The organism is Gemmatimonadaceae bacterium (assembly GCA_035533015.1).
Taxonomy (GTDB): Bacteria; Gemmatimonadota; Gemmatimonadetes; order Gemmatimonadales; family Gemmatimonadaceae; genus JAGWRI01.
Map to the genome: position 1 here is coordinate 47,795 of DATLUQ010000051.1, position 18,503 is coordinate 66,297.

The window sequence follows — 18,503 nt, forward strand, 5'->3', positions numbered from 1 at the left end:
ACAACGCTCCCCAACCGATTTCTGGAGATGGCATAGATGAAGATGCTCGTGCTGGGTGCGGGGCTCCAGGGCTCTGCCTGCGCGTACGATCTGCTGCGGGATCCTGAAGTGACCGAAGTCCGCATCGCCGACTTGCACGTGAACGATCTGCCCGCGTTCCTGGCGACGGCACCCGGCGCGGACAAGAAGCTCAAGGGGGTGAAGCTTGATGTGCGGGACCGGGCGGCCGTGCTGGCGGCCATGAAGGGATGCGACGCCGTGATGAGCGCCATCCCTTACTACTTCAACTTCGAGATGGCCGGGTGTGCGGTGGAAGCCGGTGTCCACTTTGCGGACCTGGGTGGAAACACGGAGATCGTCTTCCAGCAAAAGGCGCTGGACGCCGAGGCCAGGAAGAAGAAGATCTCGGTGATGCCCGACTGCGGGCTGGCTCCGGGGATGGTGAACATCCTGGCCGAGCATGGCATTCGCCAGTTGGATACGGTAGATGCGGTGAAGATCTTCGTGGGTGGGCTTCCACAGCATCCGCAGGCACCGCTCAACTATCAGATCGTGTATTCCCTGGAAGGGGTGCTCGACTACTACACCACGCTCTCGTGGGTGCTGCGCAACGGAAAACGGACGCAGGTCAAGGCGCTGTCGGAAGTGGAGCCGATGAGCTTCGCGTCGCCGATCGGGACGCTGGAGGCGTTCCACACGGCGGGCGGGCTATCGACGATGGCGTTCCGGTACGAGGGCAAGATCCCGACGATGGAATACAAGACGCTCCGGTATCCGGGCCATGCGAAAATCATGGAGGCGATTCGCGACCTCGGCCTGCTGGAACAGCAGCCGATCAACGTGAAGGGCGTGCAGGTGTCGCCGCGCGACGTGGCGGTGGCCGCCATGGGACCGCGGCTCACCAAGCCTGAAAGCGCCGACCTCGTGGCATTGCGCGTGATCGTCACCGGGAAGAAGGACGGGAAACCGAAAACCTTCGAGTGGGAGCTCGTGGATCGGTACGACGAAGCGCACGGGATCAGCGCGATGGAGCGCACCACGGGCTACTCGCTGGCCATCACCGGACTCATGCAGGCCAGGGGGCAGGTGGCGGTGATGGGCGTGCACACGCCCGATGAGGCAATGCCGGCCGAGGCGTACATCGCGGAGCTTGGCAAGCGGGGCATCGATATCCGCGAAGTTCGATAAGTCGCAGCGGCGCGACTAGCCGATCGGCCAGCTCCGACCGATCAGTTTCTCGAGAACGAGGCGAGCGCGGCGCCGGTCTTGTCCATGGCGGCGCGCGCATTCCAGCGGTCGCCGCCGTTGTAGATCAGTGCAAAGGCCAGGATCTCGCCATCCTCGGCGGTCACATAGCCGGCGAGCGAGGCCACGGTATTGGTGGTGCCGGTCTTGGCGTGCAGGTTGCCCTGGGCGGCGGTGCGCCGCATGCGGGCCTTGAGCAGTTCGGACTCGCCGGCCACGGGCAACGAGGCGTGGAAGGCCGACGACCACGGCGCGTAATGCGCATAGGCGAGCAGGCTCACCATAGCGCGGGGCGTGACCGAATCGCGGACCGAGAGGCCGCTGCCGTCGGATACGCGTACGTCGGCGGCGGGCACACCGACCTTGTCGGTGAGGAAGGTATGCAGGGCGGTCTCGCCGGCTTCGACCGACCCGATGTGGTCGGGCGCCGTAGCGCGCGCCGCGTCGCGGAACAGCAACTCCGCGACGTGGTTGATGCTCTCACGGTTCATCTCCGAGACGATCTCGGCCAGCGGCGGTGATTCGAGCGAGGCCATCCGGATGGCCGACGGCGGCGTCACCGCCTCGCGGAGGGTACCGTCCACCGTGATGCCGAGGGCGGCGAGTGAAGCGCGGAGGGCGCCGGCAGCGAAGAGCGGCGGGTCGTCGACGACGAGGGAATAGCGCTTGGTCGTGGCACGCGTGCCGATCCAGCCGCGCACTGCGATGTCGCCCTCGCCACGGCGATAGATAGTGATCGAGGCGCCGGTGCGGCCCGGCTTGATCGTAACCTGATTGCTGATCGTGAACGCGGTGCTGGCCGGCTCGAGCACCACCTTGCCGCTCCTCGCGCCCGGCGAGACGGCTACCCAGACGACGTTCTCATTGAGCGAAAGCGCCGAGACGGGAGCGGCATACGCCGCCGAGAGATAGCGGTGCTTCCATCCGTCGGGAATGGGCTGGTCCGTGAAGGCGCTGGCGTCGGCGATGAGGTCGCCGGTCACATGGCGAAGTCCGGTAGCGGCAAGGGCCTGCGCCAAGCGATCCATAGGCGAGCTGGCCGAACCGAGGAAGCGGGTGGAGAGCGAGGGATCGCCGCCGCCCCGAAGGTACAGGTTGCCATGGAGTGTGCCGTCGCGGTCGATCGTTGTGTCGCGCAGAACATCGGTGCCGAGCTGGTAGTTGGGTCCGAAACGATCGAACGCAAGCCCGGTGGTGAACAGTTTGAGTGTCGACGCGGGCTGCATCAACTCGTCGGCGTTGCGCGTGAAGAGCGTGTCACCTCGTGTCAGCGAGACGACGATGGCGCCCCACCGACCGCCACGCACCTTGGTCGTGAGGAAATAGTCCAGATCGAGGTCGAGGTCCCGGACGCTCTTCGACTTGGCGGCGCGAGACGCGATGGGGCGCGCCGGCACGCGCCAGTTCGCTGGCGCCGCCGCGCTGGCCCCTGGGACGGTGGACGTCGGGGTGGGCGCGCCCTTCGGCGCGTCGGCAACGGCGCGCGTGGCGGCGACGAGTGTGGCGCCGCCGAGCAGCAGGGCGAAAGGGACCGCGATTTTCATGTCAGCGAAGGGACCGATGGATGTCGCACGGGCGGGTGAATGGCCTGAGCGTGTGAGCGAGCCTGAAGGGCTCAGACCTTCCAGATGATGTTGCGGCGTCGCAGCACGACCAGAATGCCATACCAGAGTAATACGAAGACCACGGCAAAGGCGAGGGACGCATTCACCGGCGACGCCCACGAGAGAAAGAGCGACCGGAAGATCGCCTCCTCCAACGGGACGGTTTGTCCGTGGTACTGCACGGACAGCACCGAGTAAATCATGCGGGCCATGAAAAACGAGCCGACGTAGGCAGTGAGCGGATTCAGGCCGAAGACGACCCATGGGCCGGTCCACCGCTTTACCCCCTGCACATCGACGATCCACATGATCGTCGCGATCGCCACGGACGCCACGCCCGCGGTGAACACGACGTACGAACTTGTCCAGAGATTCTTGTTGATGGGGAACACCCAGTTCCACATCAACCCGACCATCATACCCAGGGCGCCCACCGCGAACAGCGCACTGACGCGGTCGAGCAAGGATCGCTCTTGTTTGACGATCCAACGGCCTGCAAGGTTGCCAAGCAGACAAGTGGCGACGGCGGGGATGGTCGAGAAGAAACCCTCAGGATCCCAGGTTAAGCTGTTCCCCCACGTGTGATTGCCCAGGCCGAACCGCGTCCAGTCGAGCAAAGTCCGATCCCACCACGCCGCCATGGTCGTCTCGGGGCGGTCGAGGAGCAGGGCGCCGATGGTGCCGTGGGTACCCGGAACGGGCAGGCAGGTGAGCACGAACCAGTAGCCGAAGAGTATGACGGCGACGACGATCACGAGCTGTTTCACCGACGCGCGGCGCGAGATGAGGCCGGCGGCAATGTACGCCAGTCCGATGCGCTGGAGCACGCCGAGGATGCGCCAATCATACAGGCGGTCCACGACGCGCTGGACGAACGTGGGATCGGGGTTCCCAGGGATGGCGGACCAGGTGAAGAACGGAACGCCATTGAGGAGGAATCCGAACAGGAAGATGAGGGCGCCGCGGCGAACGATCTGGCGGCGAATATCGCTTTCGGCGTCTCCACGGCCACGGCGTGCGGAGAGGGAAAGTTCGGTGGTGATGCCAACGATGAAGAGGAAGAACGGAAAGATGAGATCGGTGGGGGTCCACCCGTTCCAGGCCGCGTGCTCGAGAGGCGGATAGATGGCGCTCCATGTGCCCGGCGTGTTCACCAGCAGCATCCCGGCGATGGTGAGGCCGCGGAACACGTCGAGCGAGAGCAGCCGCTCGCGGGGAGCGGTGCTCGCTCGGGGCGCGGGCTGCGCCGTGGAGGCGGGGACTGGGGAACTGATCGGCGGCATCTGGGGATACTAGTATAGCCCGGCGGGGCTCCCGCCGAAATGACTTCAGGAGGTGGCCGGTGCGGAACAATATCTTGCGCGAGGGCAGCGTCGCCGGTGTTCTGGGTGCGACGAGTGTGGCCGGCTGGTTTTTCATCGTGGATGTCGTGCTGCGTCATCCATTCCAGACGCCGATCGAACTCGGCCGCGGGTTCTTCACGCTGTTCGGGCAGACGACCAACGGGAATACCGACCTGCTGGTGGTGATCGGGTATACAGTGTTCCACTACCTGGCGTTCATTGCGGCCGGGATCGTCGTCGCAGCAATCGTTCACTGGGCAGAGCAGCAGCCGACGGTGCTAGCCGGGGCGATGATCCTGTTCGTGGCCTTCGAGGTTGGCTTCTATGGGCTCAGCTCGGCATTCGACAGCATCCCGGTGCTGGGGGTGCTGGCGTGGTACAACGTGGCGGTGGGCAATCTGATTGCGTCGATCACGATGGGGGCGTACATGTGGCGCGCCCATCCGGGGCTCAAGGCGGAGCTGATCTACGCGCTGGAAGGCAGGGAATAGCGGCCGCGCCGCGGGATGAAATGAAGGCCGGGCGCCCCATCCGGGGTGCCCGGCCTTTTTCGCGGAGCGATCGGTGGCTGCGGCGGGCTATCCGGTGTGGATGGCCAGGTGGCCGAACAGGAAGAGCAGAGCGACGATCGTCGTCATGGCGATGATCAGGGGCCCGGTGAACAGTGCGCGGAAGAGCCGGTGATCGTAGCGCAGGTGCATATAGAACATGACGACGATGGCGAACTTGACCGCCGACAGGATCAGCAGCGTCGGCACGAACAGGTGTGATGCGACGAAGCTGGGGATGTAGTAGATCCACACCTCGGCCATCGTGATGAGGGTGAGGATGACCGCGACCTTCCAATACACGGACCAGGTCGGATGCTCCTTTTCCATGCCCATCGCGGAGTGGTCCACGTGGGTGGGGTGAGCGTCGGCCGAGGGATCGTGAGCCATGGTGGTCTCGTTAGTGGATGAGGTACACGAGGGTGAAGATCGCGATCCAGACCACGTCTACAAAGTGCCAGTAGAGCGCGGCGATGTCTACGATCAGTGCGTCCTTCGGTTGGAGGCCGCGTTTGAAGTCGATGGCGAGGAGCGTGAGCAGCCAGAGGACGCCGGCGGTCACGTGGGCGCCGTGGAAGCCGGTGAGCGTGAAGAACGACGATCCGAACAGGTTGGTACGGATGGTGAGTCCTTCATGTACGAACGACGTGAACTCGAATGCCTGAAAGCCGAGGAAGGTGGTGCCGAGCAGCGCGGTCATGAACAGCCACAGCTTGGAGCTGCCGAGGACCTTCTCACCGAACGAGTGCTTGGGCTTATCGGCGTTCTCGACGGCGGCCAACGCGAGTACCATGGCGAGCGACGACATGAGCAGCACGAAGGTGGAGGCCGACGTCACGGGGATGTTGAGGATCGGCTTCATCACCGTGTCGCAGACAGGCGGACTGCATACCTCGTGCGGGAACGGGCCCGTCACACTGCGGCCCTTGTAGATCAGGTAGGTCGAGATGAGCGACGCGAACAGCATGCACTCCGACCCGATGAAGGCCCAAATCGCCACCTTGCGGTGATCGAGGCCCGTGGTGGTCGGCGTGTGCCCTTGGTGCTCGACTGCAGCTGCTGGATTGGCCATTGATTGAACCGTGATTGCGTTGTGCGACAGCTAAAGGAATCGGGAACGGTGCGCAGATGCTCCCGCGCGCCGGGACGGGCTATTCCAGCGGACTGAGCAGCCAGCTGTAGAGCGAGATCACCATGCCGGCGGCGCCACCGAATATGAAGGTATAGGCCATCGGCCAGTTGTTCTTGTGGATAAACAGGAGGCCCGAGAACATGAGGGTCATGAACAGGGCCGTGAATAGCGGCTTTATGGTCGGGAACGGCATCGGGATGCCAAGTTCCTTGGCCGTCTTGATCCGATCTCCGTCATGGAACTCCGGCACGTTGCCCTTGTGGTCCCACAGGGGATAGCGTGAGGACACAGTCGGGATCGTGGCGAAGTTGTAGTCGGGTGGGGGCGACGGGAGCGACCATTCCAGCGAGGGGGCGTTCCACGGGTTGTGGCCGGCCACGGCGCCCTTCTTGCGGCTACGGACGAAGTTCCAGACAAAGAGGAGCGTGGCGAAGCCGAGCAGGTAGGCGCCGTACGACGACATCAGGTTGTACGTATCGAAGCCCTGGTTGGCGTCGTAGCGGTAGATGCGGCGCGGCATGCCGGCGAGACCAGAGAAGTGCATCGGGAAGAAGGTAAGGTTCATCCCGATGAAGGTGAGCCAGAAATGCCAATTGCCGAGCTTCTCGCTCATCAGGTGTCCGGTGAGCTTCGGATAGTAGTAGTAGATGCCGGCAAAAATGCCCATCATCGACCCGCCGAACAACACGTAATGGAAGTGGGCGACGACGAAGTAGCTGTCGGTCTGCTGTAGGTCAGCGGGCGGCGACGCGTGCATGACACCGGAAATCCCGCCGATGGTGAAGAGCGCGATGAGCGCGATGGCGAATTTGCAGGCCACCGTGAAGCGCACGTTGCCGCCCCACATTGTGAAGATCCAGTTGAAGATCTTCACTCCCGTCGGAATGCCGATGAGGAGCGTGGTCACGCCGAATACCGTGTCGGCAATCGGACCGAGGCCGACGGCGAACATGTGGTGCGCCCATACGCCGAAGCCGAGGAAGGCGATCAGCATGCCCGAGTACACCATCACCGGGTACCCGAACAGTGGTTTTCCGGAGAACGTGGGGAGCACCTCGGATACGAGGCCGAACGCTGGCAGGATGAGGATGTAGACCTCGGGGTGGCCGAAGATCCAGAACAGATGCTGCCAGAGGAGCGGATCGGCGCCGGCTGCCAACTCGTAGAACTGGGTGCCGAAGAAGCGGTCGAATTGCAGGAACACGAGGGCGACCGTAATCACGGGGAAGGCCAGGACGAGCAGGAACTGCACGATGAACGCCATCCAGGTGAACATCGGCATGCGCATGAGCTGCATGCCGGGCGCCCGCATGTTGATGATCGTGGTGATGAAGTTGAACGCTGCGGCCAGCGAGGAAACGCCGAGGATCTGGATGCCGAGCACCCAGAAGTCGATGTTGAGGCCGGGGTTGAACTGCATGGTGGTGAGCGGTGCGTAGCCGAACCAGCCGCCATCGGGGGCGGCGCCCACGAGCCATGACACGTTGATGAAGATGCCGCCGAACAGGAATACCCAGTAACTGAACGCGTTGAGCCGCGGGAAGGCCACGTCGCGGGCCCCGATCTGCAGCGGGATCAGAAAATTGAAGAAGGCGGCCGACAACGGCATGATCGCGAGGAAGATCATGGTCGTACCGTGCATCGTGAACAGCTCATTGAACGTAGTCGCCGAGACGACGGTTCCGTTCGGGTGCATCAGCTGGGCACGGATGATCTCGGCTTCGAGGCCGCCTATCAGGAAGAACGTCAGCGCGGTAACGAGATACAGCACCCCGATCCGCTTGTGATCAACAGTGGTGAGCCAGCTCCAGATTCCCGTGTTGGACGCTTCGTGCGTCGAAACGTAGGGCGGGGCGGCGGCGGTTGTGGCCATGCGTCAGCGTCTCCGTGCGGTTACTTCAGGGTCTGCAGATATGCGACGATGTCGGCGATCTGCTGATCGGTCAGGTTGCCCATGGTCGTGGGCTTTCCGGTGGCGGGGTCGATCTGGCCTTTGCCGAGCGTGTACATGATCACGCCCGGTTTCATGACGCGGGCGTTCTTGATCCACAGCTCGAGGTGCTGCTTGTCATTCGGGTACAGGCCGGCGGCGATGGTGGTCCGCGAGGCGATGTGCGTGAGATCGGGCCCGAGAATCGCCTGCATCATCGGGTTGCCCTTGATCGTGTGGCAGGCGAGGCACATGCTCTGCCCGGCCGAGATGAGCTTTTCGCCTTCCAGCGGATCGCCGGTGAGTGACTGGTCGAAGGTCATCCCCGGCGGAAGTGGTGTCGCGGGAACAGCGTATCTCGGAATATTCGCCCGCGGGAAGCTCACGAAACTCGCGGTGGCCGGTGCGGCCTGGGCGACCGGCATGGCCGAGGCGATCGCTGCTCCCTTGGCCATGGCTGGCGTCTTGGCTTTCGTCGTGTCGGGAAGGAGCGAGACGGCGGGCTGCTCCTGATTGTGCGTCCACGCCGCAAACTCGGCGGGTGCCACCGTGAACACCTTGAACCGCATGTTGGCGTGTGAGGTGCCGCAAAATTCGGCGCAGAAGCCGTTGAACACGTCGTCGCCGACCGAATCGGGAGTGAACCACAGGTAGTTGGTGTGGTTTGAGATCAGGTCGCGCTTGCCGCCCAACTCAGGGATCCAGAACGAATGGATCACGTCGGCCGTCCTGAGCGTGAAGTTCACCGTGCGGCCGATCGGCAGGTAGAGTTCATTGGCCGTGGTGATCCCGTACTGGGGATACTGGAACTCCCACCACCACTGATGGCCAGTGACGGTGACCTGGAGGGCGTCCTGGGCTGCCGGCGCCTCCGTCTTGAAGATCGTCCGCACCGTGGGTACGGCGATCATGGCCAGAATAAGGGCCGGAATGGACGTCCAGAGGATCTCGAGCTTCGTGTTGCCGTGGACCTGCTGCGGCGGCGGCTGGCCCTCGCGCTTCCGGAACTTGATGAGCGCGATGAGCAGGATGCTTTCGACGAACACGAACACAAACGATCCGAGCCAGATCAGAATGTCGAACAAGTGTCCGATATCCCGATTGAACTCCGTATGGTGCGTGAAGATCGAGTTGGGATGTGCGGGGGCGCATGCAGCGAGCAGCACTGCGAGCACGGCCGTCAGCGCGGCGGTAGTCAGCCGACGCGGGCGGGAATGTGGATCCATGCGGGGGTCCTTGTACCGACAGTGGGAAATGCGCTCCGGCCGAGGGAGCGCAAGCGGGTGAAAAACAGCAGAGGCAACCTACGGATTGCCCAGGGCTAAATCAAGCGATTTTCGGTGTCCCCCCCCCGCGCGCCGCGATTCTGCGGGAACAAACGGCGGGGTGCCCGTCGGGCACAGCCGACCGGAACTTCTAGCCGCCAGCGTGGTCGGGCTGCTCTTCGTCGTGGATGGAATGTTTTTCGACCACTTGCTTGGCGGTGAGTTCGAGGGCCTGGGTGAGTTGGGCCACCCCCTCGCGCATTTGCCGGATGCGCGTCGGCTCGCTGGAGCCGCGGCTGATCGCCAGCGTGATCGCAAACACCTGATCAGAGATGACGCCAAACTGGCCCTTGAGCAAGCCGCCGAGGGCGGGGAGCTGCCGCTTGAGGTTGTTGAAGTAGGGACTCGTGGGCGTCTGGCGCTTCACTGCCAGCGCGTACTGCTCCACGAGACCGTGGATGCGGTGGAGGATGGTGGTCGCATCGTCGAGCGTCTTGAGTTTCGCCTGACCGGCGCCGTCGAGTTTGAGTCCAGCCATGGGATGCCGCGGGGATCGGGAGAAAGAGGGGCTACGCCTTGGTGGCGCGCGGGGCGGTCATCCGCTCCGGATCGAGAATCCGGTCGATCTGCTGGCGCGTGAGCAGTTTCTGCTCGAGGACCAACTCGGTGACCCCGCGGCCCGTGTCGAGCGCGGCCTTGGCGATCTGCGTGGCCTTGTCGTAGCCGATGACCGGCACGAGGGCGGTCACGATCCCGATCGAATGCTCGACGAAGTCGCGCATCCGCTGCGGATTGGCCGTGATGCCGGTGACGCACCGCTCGCGGAGTACGACGCAGGCGTTGCGCAGCGTATCGACGCTACGCAGCAACCGGTAGGCGATCACGGGTTCGAACACGTTGAGCTGCAGCTGACCGGCTTCGGCGGCCATGGTCACCGTCACGTCACCGCCGATGACGTCAAAGCACACTTGGTTCACGACCTCGGGGATCACCGGGTTCACCTTGCCGGGCATGATCGAAGAGCCGGGCTGCATGGCCGGCAAGTTGATCTCGCCGAGTCCGGTGCGCGGTCCCGAACTGAGGAGCCGCAGGTCATTGCAGATCTTGGAGAGTTTGACGGCGCAGCGTTTGAGGACGCCGGAGAGCTGGACGAAGGCTCCCGTGTCCGAGGTGGCCTCCACCAGGTCGGGCGCCGTGATGAGCGAGAGCCCGGTGATCTGGGAGAGATGCTCGCGCACCTTCTCGGCGTAGCCTGGCGGGGCATTGATACCAGTGCCGATCGCCGTCGCCCCCATGTTGATCTCGCGAATCAGCGCCTGAGCCTCGCCCAGGCGGTCCACGTCTTCGAGAATCGTATGGCCGAAGGCGGCGAACTCCTGGCCGAGCGTCATCGGCACGGCGTCCTGCAGCTGAGTGCGACCCATCTTGATGAACGGCGAGAACTCGTCAGCCTTGGCGAGAAAAGCGTTCACGAGGTCGCGCATCGCGGCGCGGAGTCCCTCAATGCTGGTGTGGAGGGCCACCTTCACCGCCGTCGGATAGACGTCGTTGGTGGACTGGCTGAGATTCACGTGGTTGTTGGGGTGCACCACGGCGTAGTCGCCACGCGGCTTGTGCATGAGTTCGAGCGCGCGGTTGGCGATCACCTCGTTGGCATTCATGTTGGTAGACGTCCCGGCGCCGCCCTGGATGGCGTCCACCATGAAGTGCTCGTGGTGGCGCCCGGCCCGGATCTCCATGGCTGCCTCATCGATGGCATGGGCCACGTCGCGCGGTAGCAGTCCGAGGTCGGCGTTGGCTCGGGCGGCGGCGGCCTTCACGGCGGCCAGGGCCTCGACCAGCGACGGAAATTCGCGGATTGGAACGCCGGTGATCGGGAAGTTCTCCAGCGCGCGCAGCGTCTGCACGCCGTACAGGGCGTCAGCGGGCACGTCGCGCTCGCCGAGCAGGTCGTGCTCGCGCCGCGTCTGGCCGCCCGTGAAGCCAAGGGCCCGGCCGCGTCCGGCCAGGGTGGCGTCTGCGGCCTTCAGACGCTGGGCGATGGCGCGCGCGGCCCGGGTGACCAGCGCCGCATGCAGCGCCGGCGTGTCCTTGAGCAGCGGCTCGACCACGTCCTTGCGGAACATCAGGGCTTCGGTCTTGACCAGGGCCCGCCCCGAAACACCGTGGGGCGAATCGTCGAGCAGCAGCCCTTCGCCGATCACCTCGCCCGGACCGAGCGTGGCGAGCGGGGTGGAGTTGTTGGCTTGCTCGATGGCCACACTTCCGGCGAGCAGCACGGCGAAGAACTCGCGTGGTTCGCCCTCGCGGAACAGCATGGCGCCAGGCTCGTAGGTTGTGGGAACCCCGGCCCGAATGAGATGCCAGCGGAGCGATTCGGGCAGACTCTGGAAGAATGCGACGTTCTTGACTTGGTCCTGCCGGGTGGGGCGCGTCATAGGACCGTAAGCTACGCGCTGTGTACGGGGCCCGGTAGCGAACGCCCGAGGCCACCGGCACGGGCCTCCGCAGGCGGACGACGGGGGACCCGCCGCCGAGGGGGGTCACCTCTCGTATTGGGGCGAGAAACCGCGTAAGATTGCTCGAACGTCCGTCATATTCTGGAGGAAGTATCGTGTCGATCTCCCGTCGTGACTTCATCAGTGCGGGCGCTGCGGCAGCGGCCGGCCTCGCGCTCCCCCGGATCGGCGGTGCCGAACCGGTGATCTCGTCCGTTGTCGACCGGTCGGCCCCTGGATCACCGGGGCCGGCGTCGCGGCCCGTGATCATCTCGGCGAGCAACGGGCTCACGAAGGACGCCGACGGGAAGCAAGGCATCAAGGTCGCGTACGACCTGCTCGTGGGCGGCGCCGATCCGCTCGATGCGATCGTGGCCGGCGTGAGCATCGTCGAGTTGAACCCGGACGACCAGTCGGTGGGGCTCGGCGGACTGCCCGACGAGGACGGCGTGGTGCAGCTCGACGCGTCGTGCATGCACGGACCCACGAAACGGGCGGGCGCCGTGGGGTGTCTGGAGGACGTGGCGACGGCTGCGGCCGTGGCCAAGGCCGTGATGGACTACACGGATCACATCTTCCTGGTAGGCGCGGGGGCGCGGCGGTTCGCCGTGGAGATGGGGTTCAAGACGCAAAACCTGCTCACCGACAAGAGCCGCCGGGACTGGTTGCGGTGGAAGGCCGATCTCAATCCCAACGATAACTGGCTCGATCTTCCTCCGCGGGGGTCCGGACGCGGCGGAGGCGACGACGAATCGCCATCGATGCACGTGACCTACGACGCGCACGGTGTGCCGCACACCTATGGCACGATCAACATGAATGCGGTGACGGCCAGCGGGGACATCGCGTCGGTGACCACCACGAGCGGGCTGTCGTGGAAGATCCCGGGGCGGGTGGGCGATTCGCCGATCATCGGGGCGGGCCAGTACTGCGACAACACGGTGGGGGCGGCAGGCTCCACAGGCCGCGGTGAGGCCAACATGAAGGTGTGCGGTTCTTTCCTGGCTGTGGAGTTCATGCGGCAGGGGATGTCTCCCTCGCAGGCGGTGATGAAGGTGATGGAGCGCGTGGTGGAGATGACGGAAACGCGACTGCTCGACGAGCACGGCCGTCCCTATTTCGACCTCGAGTACTACGCCGTGAACAAGAAGGGCGAATACGCGGCGGCCTGCGCGTATCAGAGCGCGAATCCCGACCGGCCGACGATGTTCGCGGTGTGCGACGAGCGGGGGCCGCGTTTCGAACCGTTCGCGTACATGTACACGGCCGATCAGCGGCCCAAGGGGCACCCGATGTCGGGGACGCTCGTGATCCCGAAATGAGCGATCGCCAGACGACGTTGGGGCGCCTCGACCGGAGGCCGGGCGCGGCCTCGGCCGTGGTGGGCTGATGTCGTGCGACGAGCGGTTCTTCCTGCCGGGGCCCACTGCGGTGCGGGCCGAGGTGCTGGAGGCCATGCTGCACCCGATGATTCCGCACCGCAGCGCCGCGATGGAATTGCTCATGAGCACCGTCCACGGGCGGCTGCAGCCGTTGTTCGGCACCCAGCGGCCAGTCTACGTGGTGAACGGATCGGCGACGTCGGCCATGGAAATGGGCATTCGCTGCGGGAGTATGCGACGCGTGCTCTCCCTGGTGTGCGGCGCGTTCGGCGAGCGGTTCGCCGAGATCGCCGAACTTTCCGGGCGCGAGGTTACCCGCGTGATCGCCGAGCCAGGGGAGACCGTGTCAGCGCAGCAGGTGAGCCTGGCGCTCGAACAGGGCGCGTACGATACGGTGACGGTGGTGCACTCCGAGACGTCCACCGGCGCGTTGAGCGACGTGACCGGTATCGCACGGGCGGTCCGCGAGGCGTCGAACGCCATGTTGCTCGTAGACGCCGTGACGAGCGTAGGCGCCATGCCGGTGGAAATGGACGCATGGGGCGCCGACTTCGTGTTCGCCGGGTCGCAGAAGGCACTCGCGCTGCCGCCGGGTCTGGCGTTCGCGGCGGCGTCGGAGCGGCTGCTGAAACGCGCGCGCACGCTGTTCGACCGCGGCTTCACGCTCGACCTCGTGCGCTACGATGACTTCTGGCACAAATCACAGAGCCCGACTACACCGTCGATTGCGTTGCTGTACGCTCTGGACCGGCAATTGGCCGACATCGAGCTGGAGGGGTTCGGCGCCCGGTTCAACCGGCATGCGCAGATGGCGCAGGCATGCTGGGAGTGGGTGGTGGCTGACGGAGGGTCCGACCTGTCGTTGGAGATTCTGGCGCGCGAAGGGGAACGGTCGCCGTCGGTGACCTGTTACCTGTGCGACCAACCCGAGCGGATGGTGCGCGCGCTCAACGAGCAGGGGTACGTGATCGGCCTCGGCCACGGTGATCTGCAGCGCACCTCGGTGCGCATAGGCCACATGGGCGATCACACCGTCGAAGGCGTGAAGCGCCTACTCGCCACGATGGGGGAGATACTTCGTTCGCGGCGTTAGCGCTCAGCTCGTCCGCCCCGGCGCAGTGCCCCGCGCGGGCGTGCCCTCGCTGCGCTTGCTCCTGCCGATGCGCAGGTTCGACACCAGCGTCGATAGGCGCTCGGCGGCGTGCGCCATGGTGGCGGCCGCCGCCACGATCTCCTGCGTGCTGGCGCTCTGCTCCTCGCTTGCCGCAGCCACCTGCTGCATGGCGGCGGCAAACGACTCCGTTCCGCGGGTGATCATCACCAGTCGCTCGCTCATGTCGCGTACCAGCGCGTCGGTGCCGGCCGCCGTGCGCTCGATCGACGACGTCCACGTCTCCAATTCGGCCACGCTCGCCTCGAGATGCGCAAACGATGCCGACGCCTGCTCGGTGGCGCGCTGCACGCCTCGAGCCGTGGCCGCCATGCGCTCCATGCCTTCACTCGATCGTTCGACGCCCGTGAGCACTCCGGTCACCACGCGGTGCGCGCGCTCGGCGGCGTCGGACGACATGGCTGAGAGGCGGCGCACCTCGGCGGCGACCACGGCGAAACCCTCGCCCTGATCGCCGGCGCGGGCCGCCTCCATGGCGGCATTGAGGGCGAGCAGCTTGGAGTGGCGGGCCAGTGATTGTACCAGCGCGACGAAGGTGCGGATCTCTTGTGATGCCTCCACCAAAGCGCGCACCGTCGCGGCGGTGGCGGCCACGTCGCTGGTGAGTGTAGCGAGCGCGTTCGTGCTGTCATCCATCAGCCGCCGGTTCTCCAGCGCGAGCTCGCGCAGGCGCCCGTTCCGCTCTACACCTTCATGCGCGCCGGCGTTCAGTTGCTCGACGAGCGGTCCGAGACTGTCCGACGACGCGGCAAGCGACTGCACCGACTCGGCCATCTGCTCTGATTGCTTGCTGAGGTCGCTGGCTGTCTGTGCGATCTGGGCCGCCGAGCCCGCCATCTGTTCCGAACTGGCGGTGATCTGAACCGACATCGTGGCCGTGTCGCCAGCCGAAGCGCTGAGCACCCGGGCGAGCCGCGCGAGTTCGCCGACCATCGCGCCCAGTGCGCGCGCCAGCCGCTCGATCTCGTCGGTGGACCGCACGGTGGGCACGCGCGCGGTGAGATTGCCGGCGGCCACGGCTTCGGCGAGCACCGCGAGTTCCATGGCCGGGCGGCGGATGTGCTGGTTCACCAGCCGCTCGACGGCGAATCCGATGCCGACGATGATCAGGAAGAGGAAAGCACCAACGGCGACGATCGTCTCGCGGACGTCGCGATACGTGGCGGTGGCGGGCGTTTCGTGGGCGAGCACCACCCACCGGCCGAGGTTGGCGGTGGCCAGCGCCACGCGCTCCTGGCCGCGCGACGTGACTACGGTGAAGACGGTGTCACCGCCGGTGCTCGCGGCCCTCGCGAACGCCTGCAGATCACTGCTCGTCGCGTCGCGCGAACTGATGAGCGGATGGCCCGCCGAGTCGGCCAGTTCTACTTCGATCTCCGAGGCCGACGCCGTCGCGAACACATCCTGGAGGGTGGTTCGAAGAGCCGGATCGGCGGTGAGGTCGGGGCTGGCCTGGGGCCGGGTTGCCGCCGCCACCTGCGCCAGCGCCGCGTATTGCTTGGCTACGGTCTGCAGGTGCCCGTCCGCCCGGCCACGAAGCGCCGACGCGACCTCGCCGCTGACGACCATTCCCAGGGTCACGAGGATCAATGCCGCGGCGAGCGCCGTGAGGGGCACGAACCGGATGGAGAGCGCGCTTCCGGGCGCGAACGCTTCCGGCGTGGCTCCCGTGGTCACGGGCGTGGGCGAGGGCGGACGTGAAGGGGGCATCGGGGCTGGTGGGTGGACGCGCGGTACCCCGCGCCGGGCACCCCCCCCAATCTGGCTTGTTTGCCCTCTGGGGCCAAGTAAATTGCGGAAACCCCTGGCCATCGCCTCTTTGGCGCCCGCTCCGACCCGCCCCTGCGGGATCGCGGTGCGCCGCCCCGAACGAATGACCGATACGAATCACACGCCTACGACCGATCTTCCGGCCGCGTACGAGCCTACCGTTGTGGAACGGAAGTGGCAGGCGCGCTGGGACGAGCGCGGCACGAACCACACCGACCTCTCAGGCGCGAATCCGTACTACACGCTCATGATGTTCCCCTATCCGTCGGCTGAGGGGCTGCACGTGGGGAACTTGTTCGCGTTCACCGGCAACGACATTCACGGCCGCTACCAGCGCATGCGCGGCCACACCGTGTTCGAGCCACTGGGCTACGACGCGTTCGGCATCCACTCGGAGAACTACGCCCTCAAAGTCGGGGTGCATCCGCTGGAGCTGATCCCACGCAACATCGCCAACTTCCGGCGTCAGCTGCGCCGGGCGGGCCTCATGGTGGACTGGCGCTACGAGCTGTCCACGACCGATGCGTCGTACTACAAGTGGACGCAGTGGCTGTTCTTGCAGCTGTACAAACGCGGGCTGGCGTACAAGAAGCAGGCGGCCGTAAACTGGTGTCCGTACGACAAGACCGTGCTGGCCAACGAGCAGGTGATCAACGGCGCGTGCGAGCGGTGCGGCACGCTGGTGGAGCAGCGGTTCCTGGAGCAGTGGTTCTTCCGGATTACCGATTATGCGGGGCGCCTGCTCGACAACCTCGGCGCGCTCGACTGGTCGGAGAGCACCAAGACGGCGCAGCGCAACTGGATCGGCAAGTCGGAGGGTGCCGAACTGGCGTTTCGGGTGCAGGATCTGATGGAGTTCGCGGGGAGCGCAACGGTCAGCGGCGGCGGGCTGAGCGGCGAGGTGGTTTCGACGCCGGTGGACATCCGCGTGTTCACCACGCGCGCCGACACGATCTTCGGCGCGACGTTCCTGGTGGTGGCGCCTGAGCATCCGCTGGTCGATCTCGTCACCACCGACGAACAGCGCGTCGAGGTCGAAGCCTACCGTGCGGCCACCGCCAAGCAGGACATCGTCACCCGCAAGGTGAACAAGGACAAGACGGGCGTGTTCACGGGCGCGTACGCGATCAACGCGGCTACCCGTGAGCCGATTCCGATCTGGACGGCCGACTACGTGCTGATGGAGTACGGTACCGGCGCGATCATGGCTGTGCCGGGCCACGACGAGCGCGATCACGAGTTCGCCCTCAAGTTCGGGCTGCCAATCGTGCGCGTGGTGGGCGCCGACCCGCACGACACGGCCCCCCCGATGGACGCCGCGTTCACCGACAACGTGAATGGCGTTCTGGTGAATTCGGGAAGATTCAATGGGCTCACCGTGCCCGAGGCGAAGCTCACCATCGTGAAGTGGCTCACGGAGCACGGCGCCGCACGGGCGGTGGTGAACTACCGGCTGCACGACTGGTGCATCTCGCGGCAGCGGTACTGGGGCCCGCCCATCCCGATCATCTACTGCGACGCGTGCGGCCCGGTGCCGGTGCCGGAACAGGATCTCCCGGTGGTGCTGCCGCCGTTGGAGAACTTCCGCCCCGACGACTCGGGCGTCTCGCCGCTGGCCCGGGACGCGTCGTGGTACCGTGTGTCGTGCCCGCAGTGCGGCGCGCCGGCGCGTCGCGAGACGGACGTGTCGGACACCTTCCTCGACAGTTCGTGGTACTTCCTGCGCTATCCCAGCGCCGATCGCGACGACGTGGCCTTCGACCCCGAGATCACCAGGCACTGGCTGCCCGTGAACTCGTACATCGGCGGCAACGAGCACGCCGTGCTGCACCTCTTGTACTCGCGCTTCATCACGATGGTGCTGCACGATGCCGGGCTGCTCGGCTTCGAGGAGCCGTTCACGCGCTTTCGGGCCCACGGCACGATTGTGCGCGAAGGCGCCAAGATGTCGAAGAGCCGCGGCAATGTGGTGAACCCCGACGAATACGTGGAGCGGTGGGGGGCCGACTCGTTCCGCACCTACCTCATGTTCCTGGGGCCGTACGAAGAGGGCGGCGACTTCCGCGATCAGAGCATCTCCGGAGTGCGACGGTTCCTCGACCGGTTGTGGACGTCGGTGCACGAGGCGGCGCGCGACGGCGAAGCCGACCCCGCCGTTATGCGCAAGGTGCACCAGACGATCGGCAAGGTGACCGACGACATCCCGGCGCTCAGCTACAACACGGCCGTGGCCGCGATGATGGAGTGCGTGAACACGATCCGCGCCCACGACCGCACACCCCACGTGCGCGAGGTGGAACCACTGGTGCAACTCGTGGCGCCGTTCGCGCCGCACGTGGCCGAAGAGTTGTGGGAAATCCTTGGCCATGCGCGTAGCGTGTTCGACGACGGCTGGCCCGCATTCGACGCCGCTCTGGCAACCGAGGAATCGGTGACCGTGGCCGTCCAAGTGAACGGCAAGACCCGCGGCACCGTCCAGGTGCCCAAGGACGCTGAGCAGCCGGCGGCGCTGGAAGCGGCCCTGGCCGAGCCGAACATCGCCAAATTCGTTACGGGATCACCCAGGAAGGTGATCTACGTGAAGAACCGCCTGCTCAATCTGGTAGTGTAGGGCT

The 18,503-nt window shown here is 65.5% G+C and carries 14 protein-coding genes; 5 read left to right on the forward strand and 9 right to left on the reverse strand.

All coding sequences use genetic code 11. The annotated features are described in order from the left end of the window. The first annotated feature begins 36 nt into the window (after nucleotides 1-36). On the forward strand, nucleotides 37-1,188 hold the full coding sequence (locus VNF92_10115) for a saccharopine dehydrogenase C-terminal domain-containing protein (protein HVA58233.1): 1,152 nt from the start codon (nucleotides 37-39) through the stop codon (nucleotides 1,186-1,188). 41 nt (nucleotides 1,189-1,229) lie between these two features. Here the strand turns inward: VNF92_10115 and dacB are convergent, their stop codons facing one another. Together dacB and VNF92_10125 are read right to left on the reverse strand one after the other, a co-directional pair. After that, on the reverse strand, nucleotides 1,230-2,789 hold the full coding sequence (gene dacB / locus VNF92_10120) for a D-alanyl-D-alanine carboxypeptidase/D-alanyl-D-alanine-endopeptidase (protein HVA58234.1): 1,560 nt from the start codon (nucleotides 2,787-2,789) through the stop codon (nucleotides 1,230-1,232). Nucleotides 2,790-2,860: 71 nt separating this feature from the next. After that, on the reverse strand, nucleotides 2,861-4,132 hold the full coding sequence (locus tag VNF92_10125; protein ID HVA58235.1) for a heparan-alpha-glucosaminide N-acetyltransferase domain-containing protein: 1,272 nt from the start codon (nucleotides 4,130-4,132) through the stop codon (nucleotides 2,861-2,863). 59 nt (nucleotides 4,133-4,191) lie between these two features. Between VNF92_10125 and VNF92_10130 the strand changes: the two genes are divergently transcribed. Next, on the forward strand, nucleotides 4,192-4,683 hold the full coding sequence (locus VNF92_10130; GenBank protein ID HVA58236.1) for a hypothetical protein: 492 nt from the start codon (nucleotides 4,192-4,194) through the stop codon (nucleotides 4,681-4,683). A gap of 87 nt (nucleotides 4,684-4,770) precedes the next feature. Here the strand turns inward: VNF92_10130 and VNF92_10135 are convergent, their stop codons facing one another. The 6 genes from VNF92_10135 to aspA form a co-directional block, all read right to left on the reverse strand. Next, nucleotides 4,771-5,130, reverse strand: coding sequence for a cytochrome C oxidase subunit IV family protein (locus VNF92_10135; GenBank protein ID HVA58237.1), 360 nt, complete (start codon nucleotides 5,128-5,130; stop codon nucleotides 4,771-4,773). 10 nt (nucleotides 5,131-5,140) lie between these two features. After that, nucleotides 5,141-5,812 carry a cytochrome c oxidase subunit 3 gene (locus tag VNF92_10140; GenBank protein HVA58238.1) on the reverse strand — a complete coding sequence of 224 codons (672 nt, stop codon included), beginning with the start codon at nucleotides 5,810-5,812 and terminating at the stop codon, nucleotides 5,141-5,143. A 79-nt stretch (nucleotides 5,813-5,891) separates the two neighbouring features. Further along, the gene (gene ctaD, locus VNF92_10145; GenBank protein ID HVA58239.1) at nucleotides 5,892-7,745 is read right to left on the reverse strand and encodes a cytochrome c oxidase subunit I; all 1,854 of its coding nucleotides are present in this window, start codon (nucleotides 7,743-7,745) and stop codon (nucleotides 5,892-5,894) included. Nucleotides 7,746-7,765: 20 nt separating this feature from the next. Continuing rightward, entirely contained in the window at nucleotides 7,766-9,028 is a 1,263-nt protein-coding gene (coxB, locus tag VNF92_10150; GenBank protein ID HVA58240.1) for a cytochrome c oxidase subunit II, read from the reverse strand. A 190-nt stretch (nucleotides 9,029-9,218) separates the two neighbouring features. Beyond that, nucleotides 9,219-9,605 (reverse strand): hypothetical protein, encoded by a 387-nt coding sequence (locus tag VNF92_10155; GenBank protein HVA58241.1) that lies wholly within the window; start codon nucleotides 9,603-9,605, stop codon nucleotides 9,219-9,221. A gap of 31 nt (nucleotides 9,606-9,636) precedes the next feature. Beyond that, on the reverse strand, nucleotides 9,637-11,505 hold the full coding sequence (gene aspA / locus VNF92_10160; protein ID HVA58242.1) for an aspartate ammonia-lyase: 1,869 nt from the start codon (nucleotides 11,503-11,505) through the stop codon (nucleotides 9,637-9,639). A gap of 176 nt (nucleotides 11,506-11,681) precedes the next feature. Between aspA and VNF92_10165 the strand changes: the two genes are divergently transcribed. Both VNF92_10165 and VNF92_10170 read left to right on the forward strand, forming a co-directional pair. Next, nucleotides 11,682-12,887 carry a N(4)-(beta-N-acetylglucosaminyl)-L-asparaginase gene (locus tag VNF92_10165; protein ID HVA58243.1) on the forward strand — a complete coding sequence of 402 codons (1,206 nt, stop codon included), beginning with the start codon at nucleotides 11,682-11,684 and terminating at the stop codon, nucleotides 12,885-12,887. Between the two features lie 67 nt (nucleotides 12,888-12,954). After that, nucleotides 12,955-14,040, forward strand: coding sequence for an alanine--glyoxylate aminotransferase family protein (locus VNF92_10170; protein ID HVA58244.1), 1,086 nt, complete (start codon nucleotides 12,955-12,957; stop codon nucleotides 14,038-14,040). Between the two features lie 3 nt (nucleotides 14,041-14,043). On the opposite strand, the gene VNF92_10175 is transcribed toward VNF92_10170, so the two are convergent. Continuing rightward, the gene (locus VNF92_10175; protein ID HVA58245.1) at nucleotides 14,044-15,828 is read right to left on the reverse strand and encodes a methyl-accepting chemotaxis protein; all 1,785 of its coding nucleotides are present in this window, start codon (nucleotides 15,826-15,828) and stop codon (nucleotides 14,044-14,046) included. 163 nt (nucleotides 15,829-15,991) lie between these two features. Between VNF92_10175 and leuS the strand changes: the two genes are divergently transcribed. Beyond that, entirely contained in the window at nucleotides 15,992-18,499 is a 2,508-nt protein-coding gene (leuS, locus tag VNF92_10180) for a leucine--tRNA ligase (GenBank protein ID HVA58246.1), read from the forward strand. The last annotated feature ends 4 nt before the right edge of the window (nucleotides 18,500-18,503 follow it).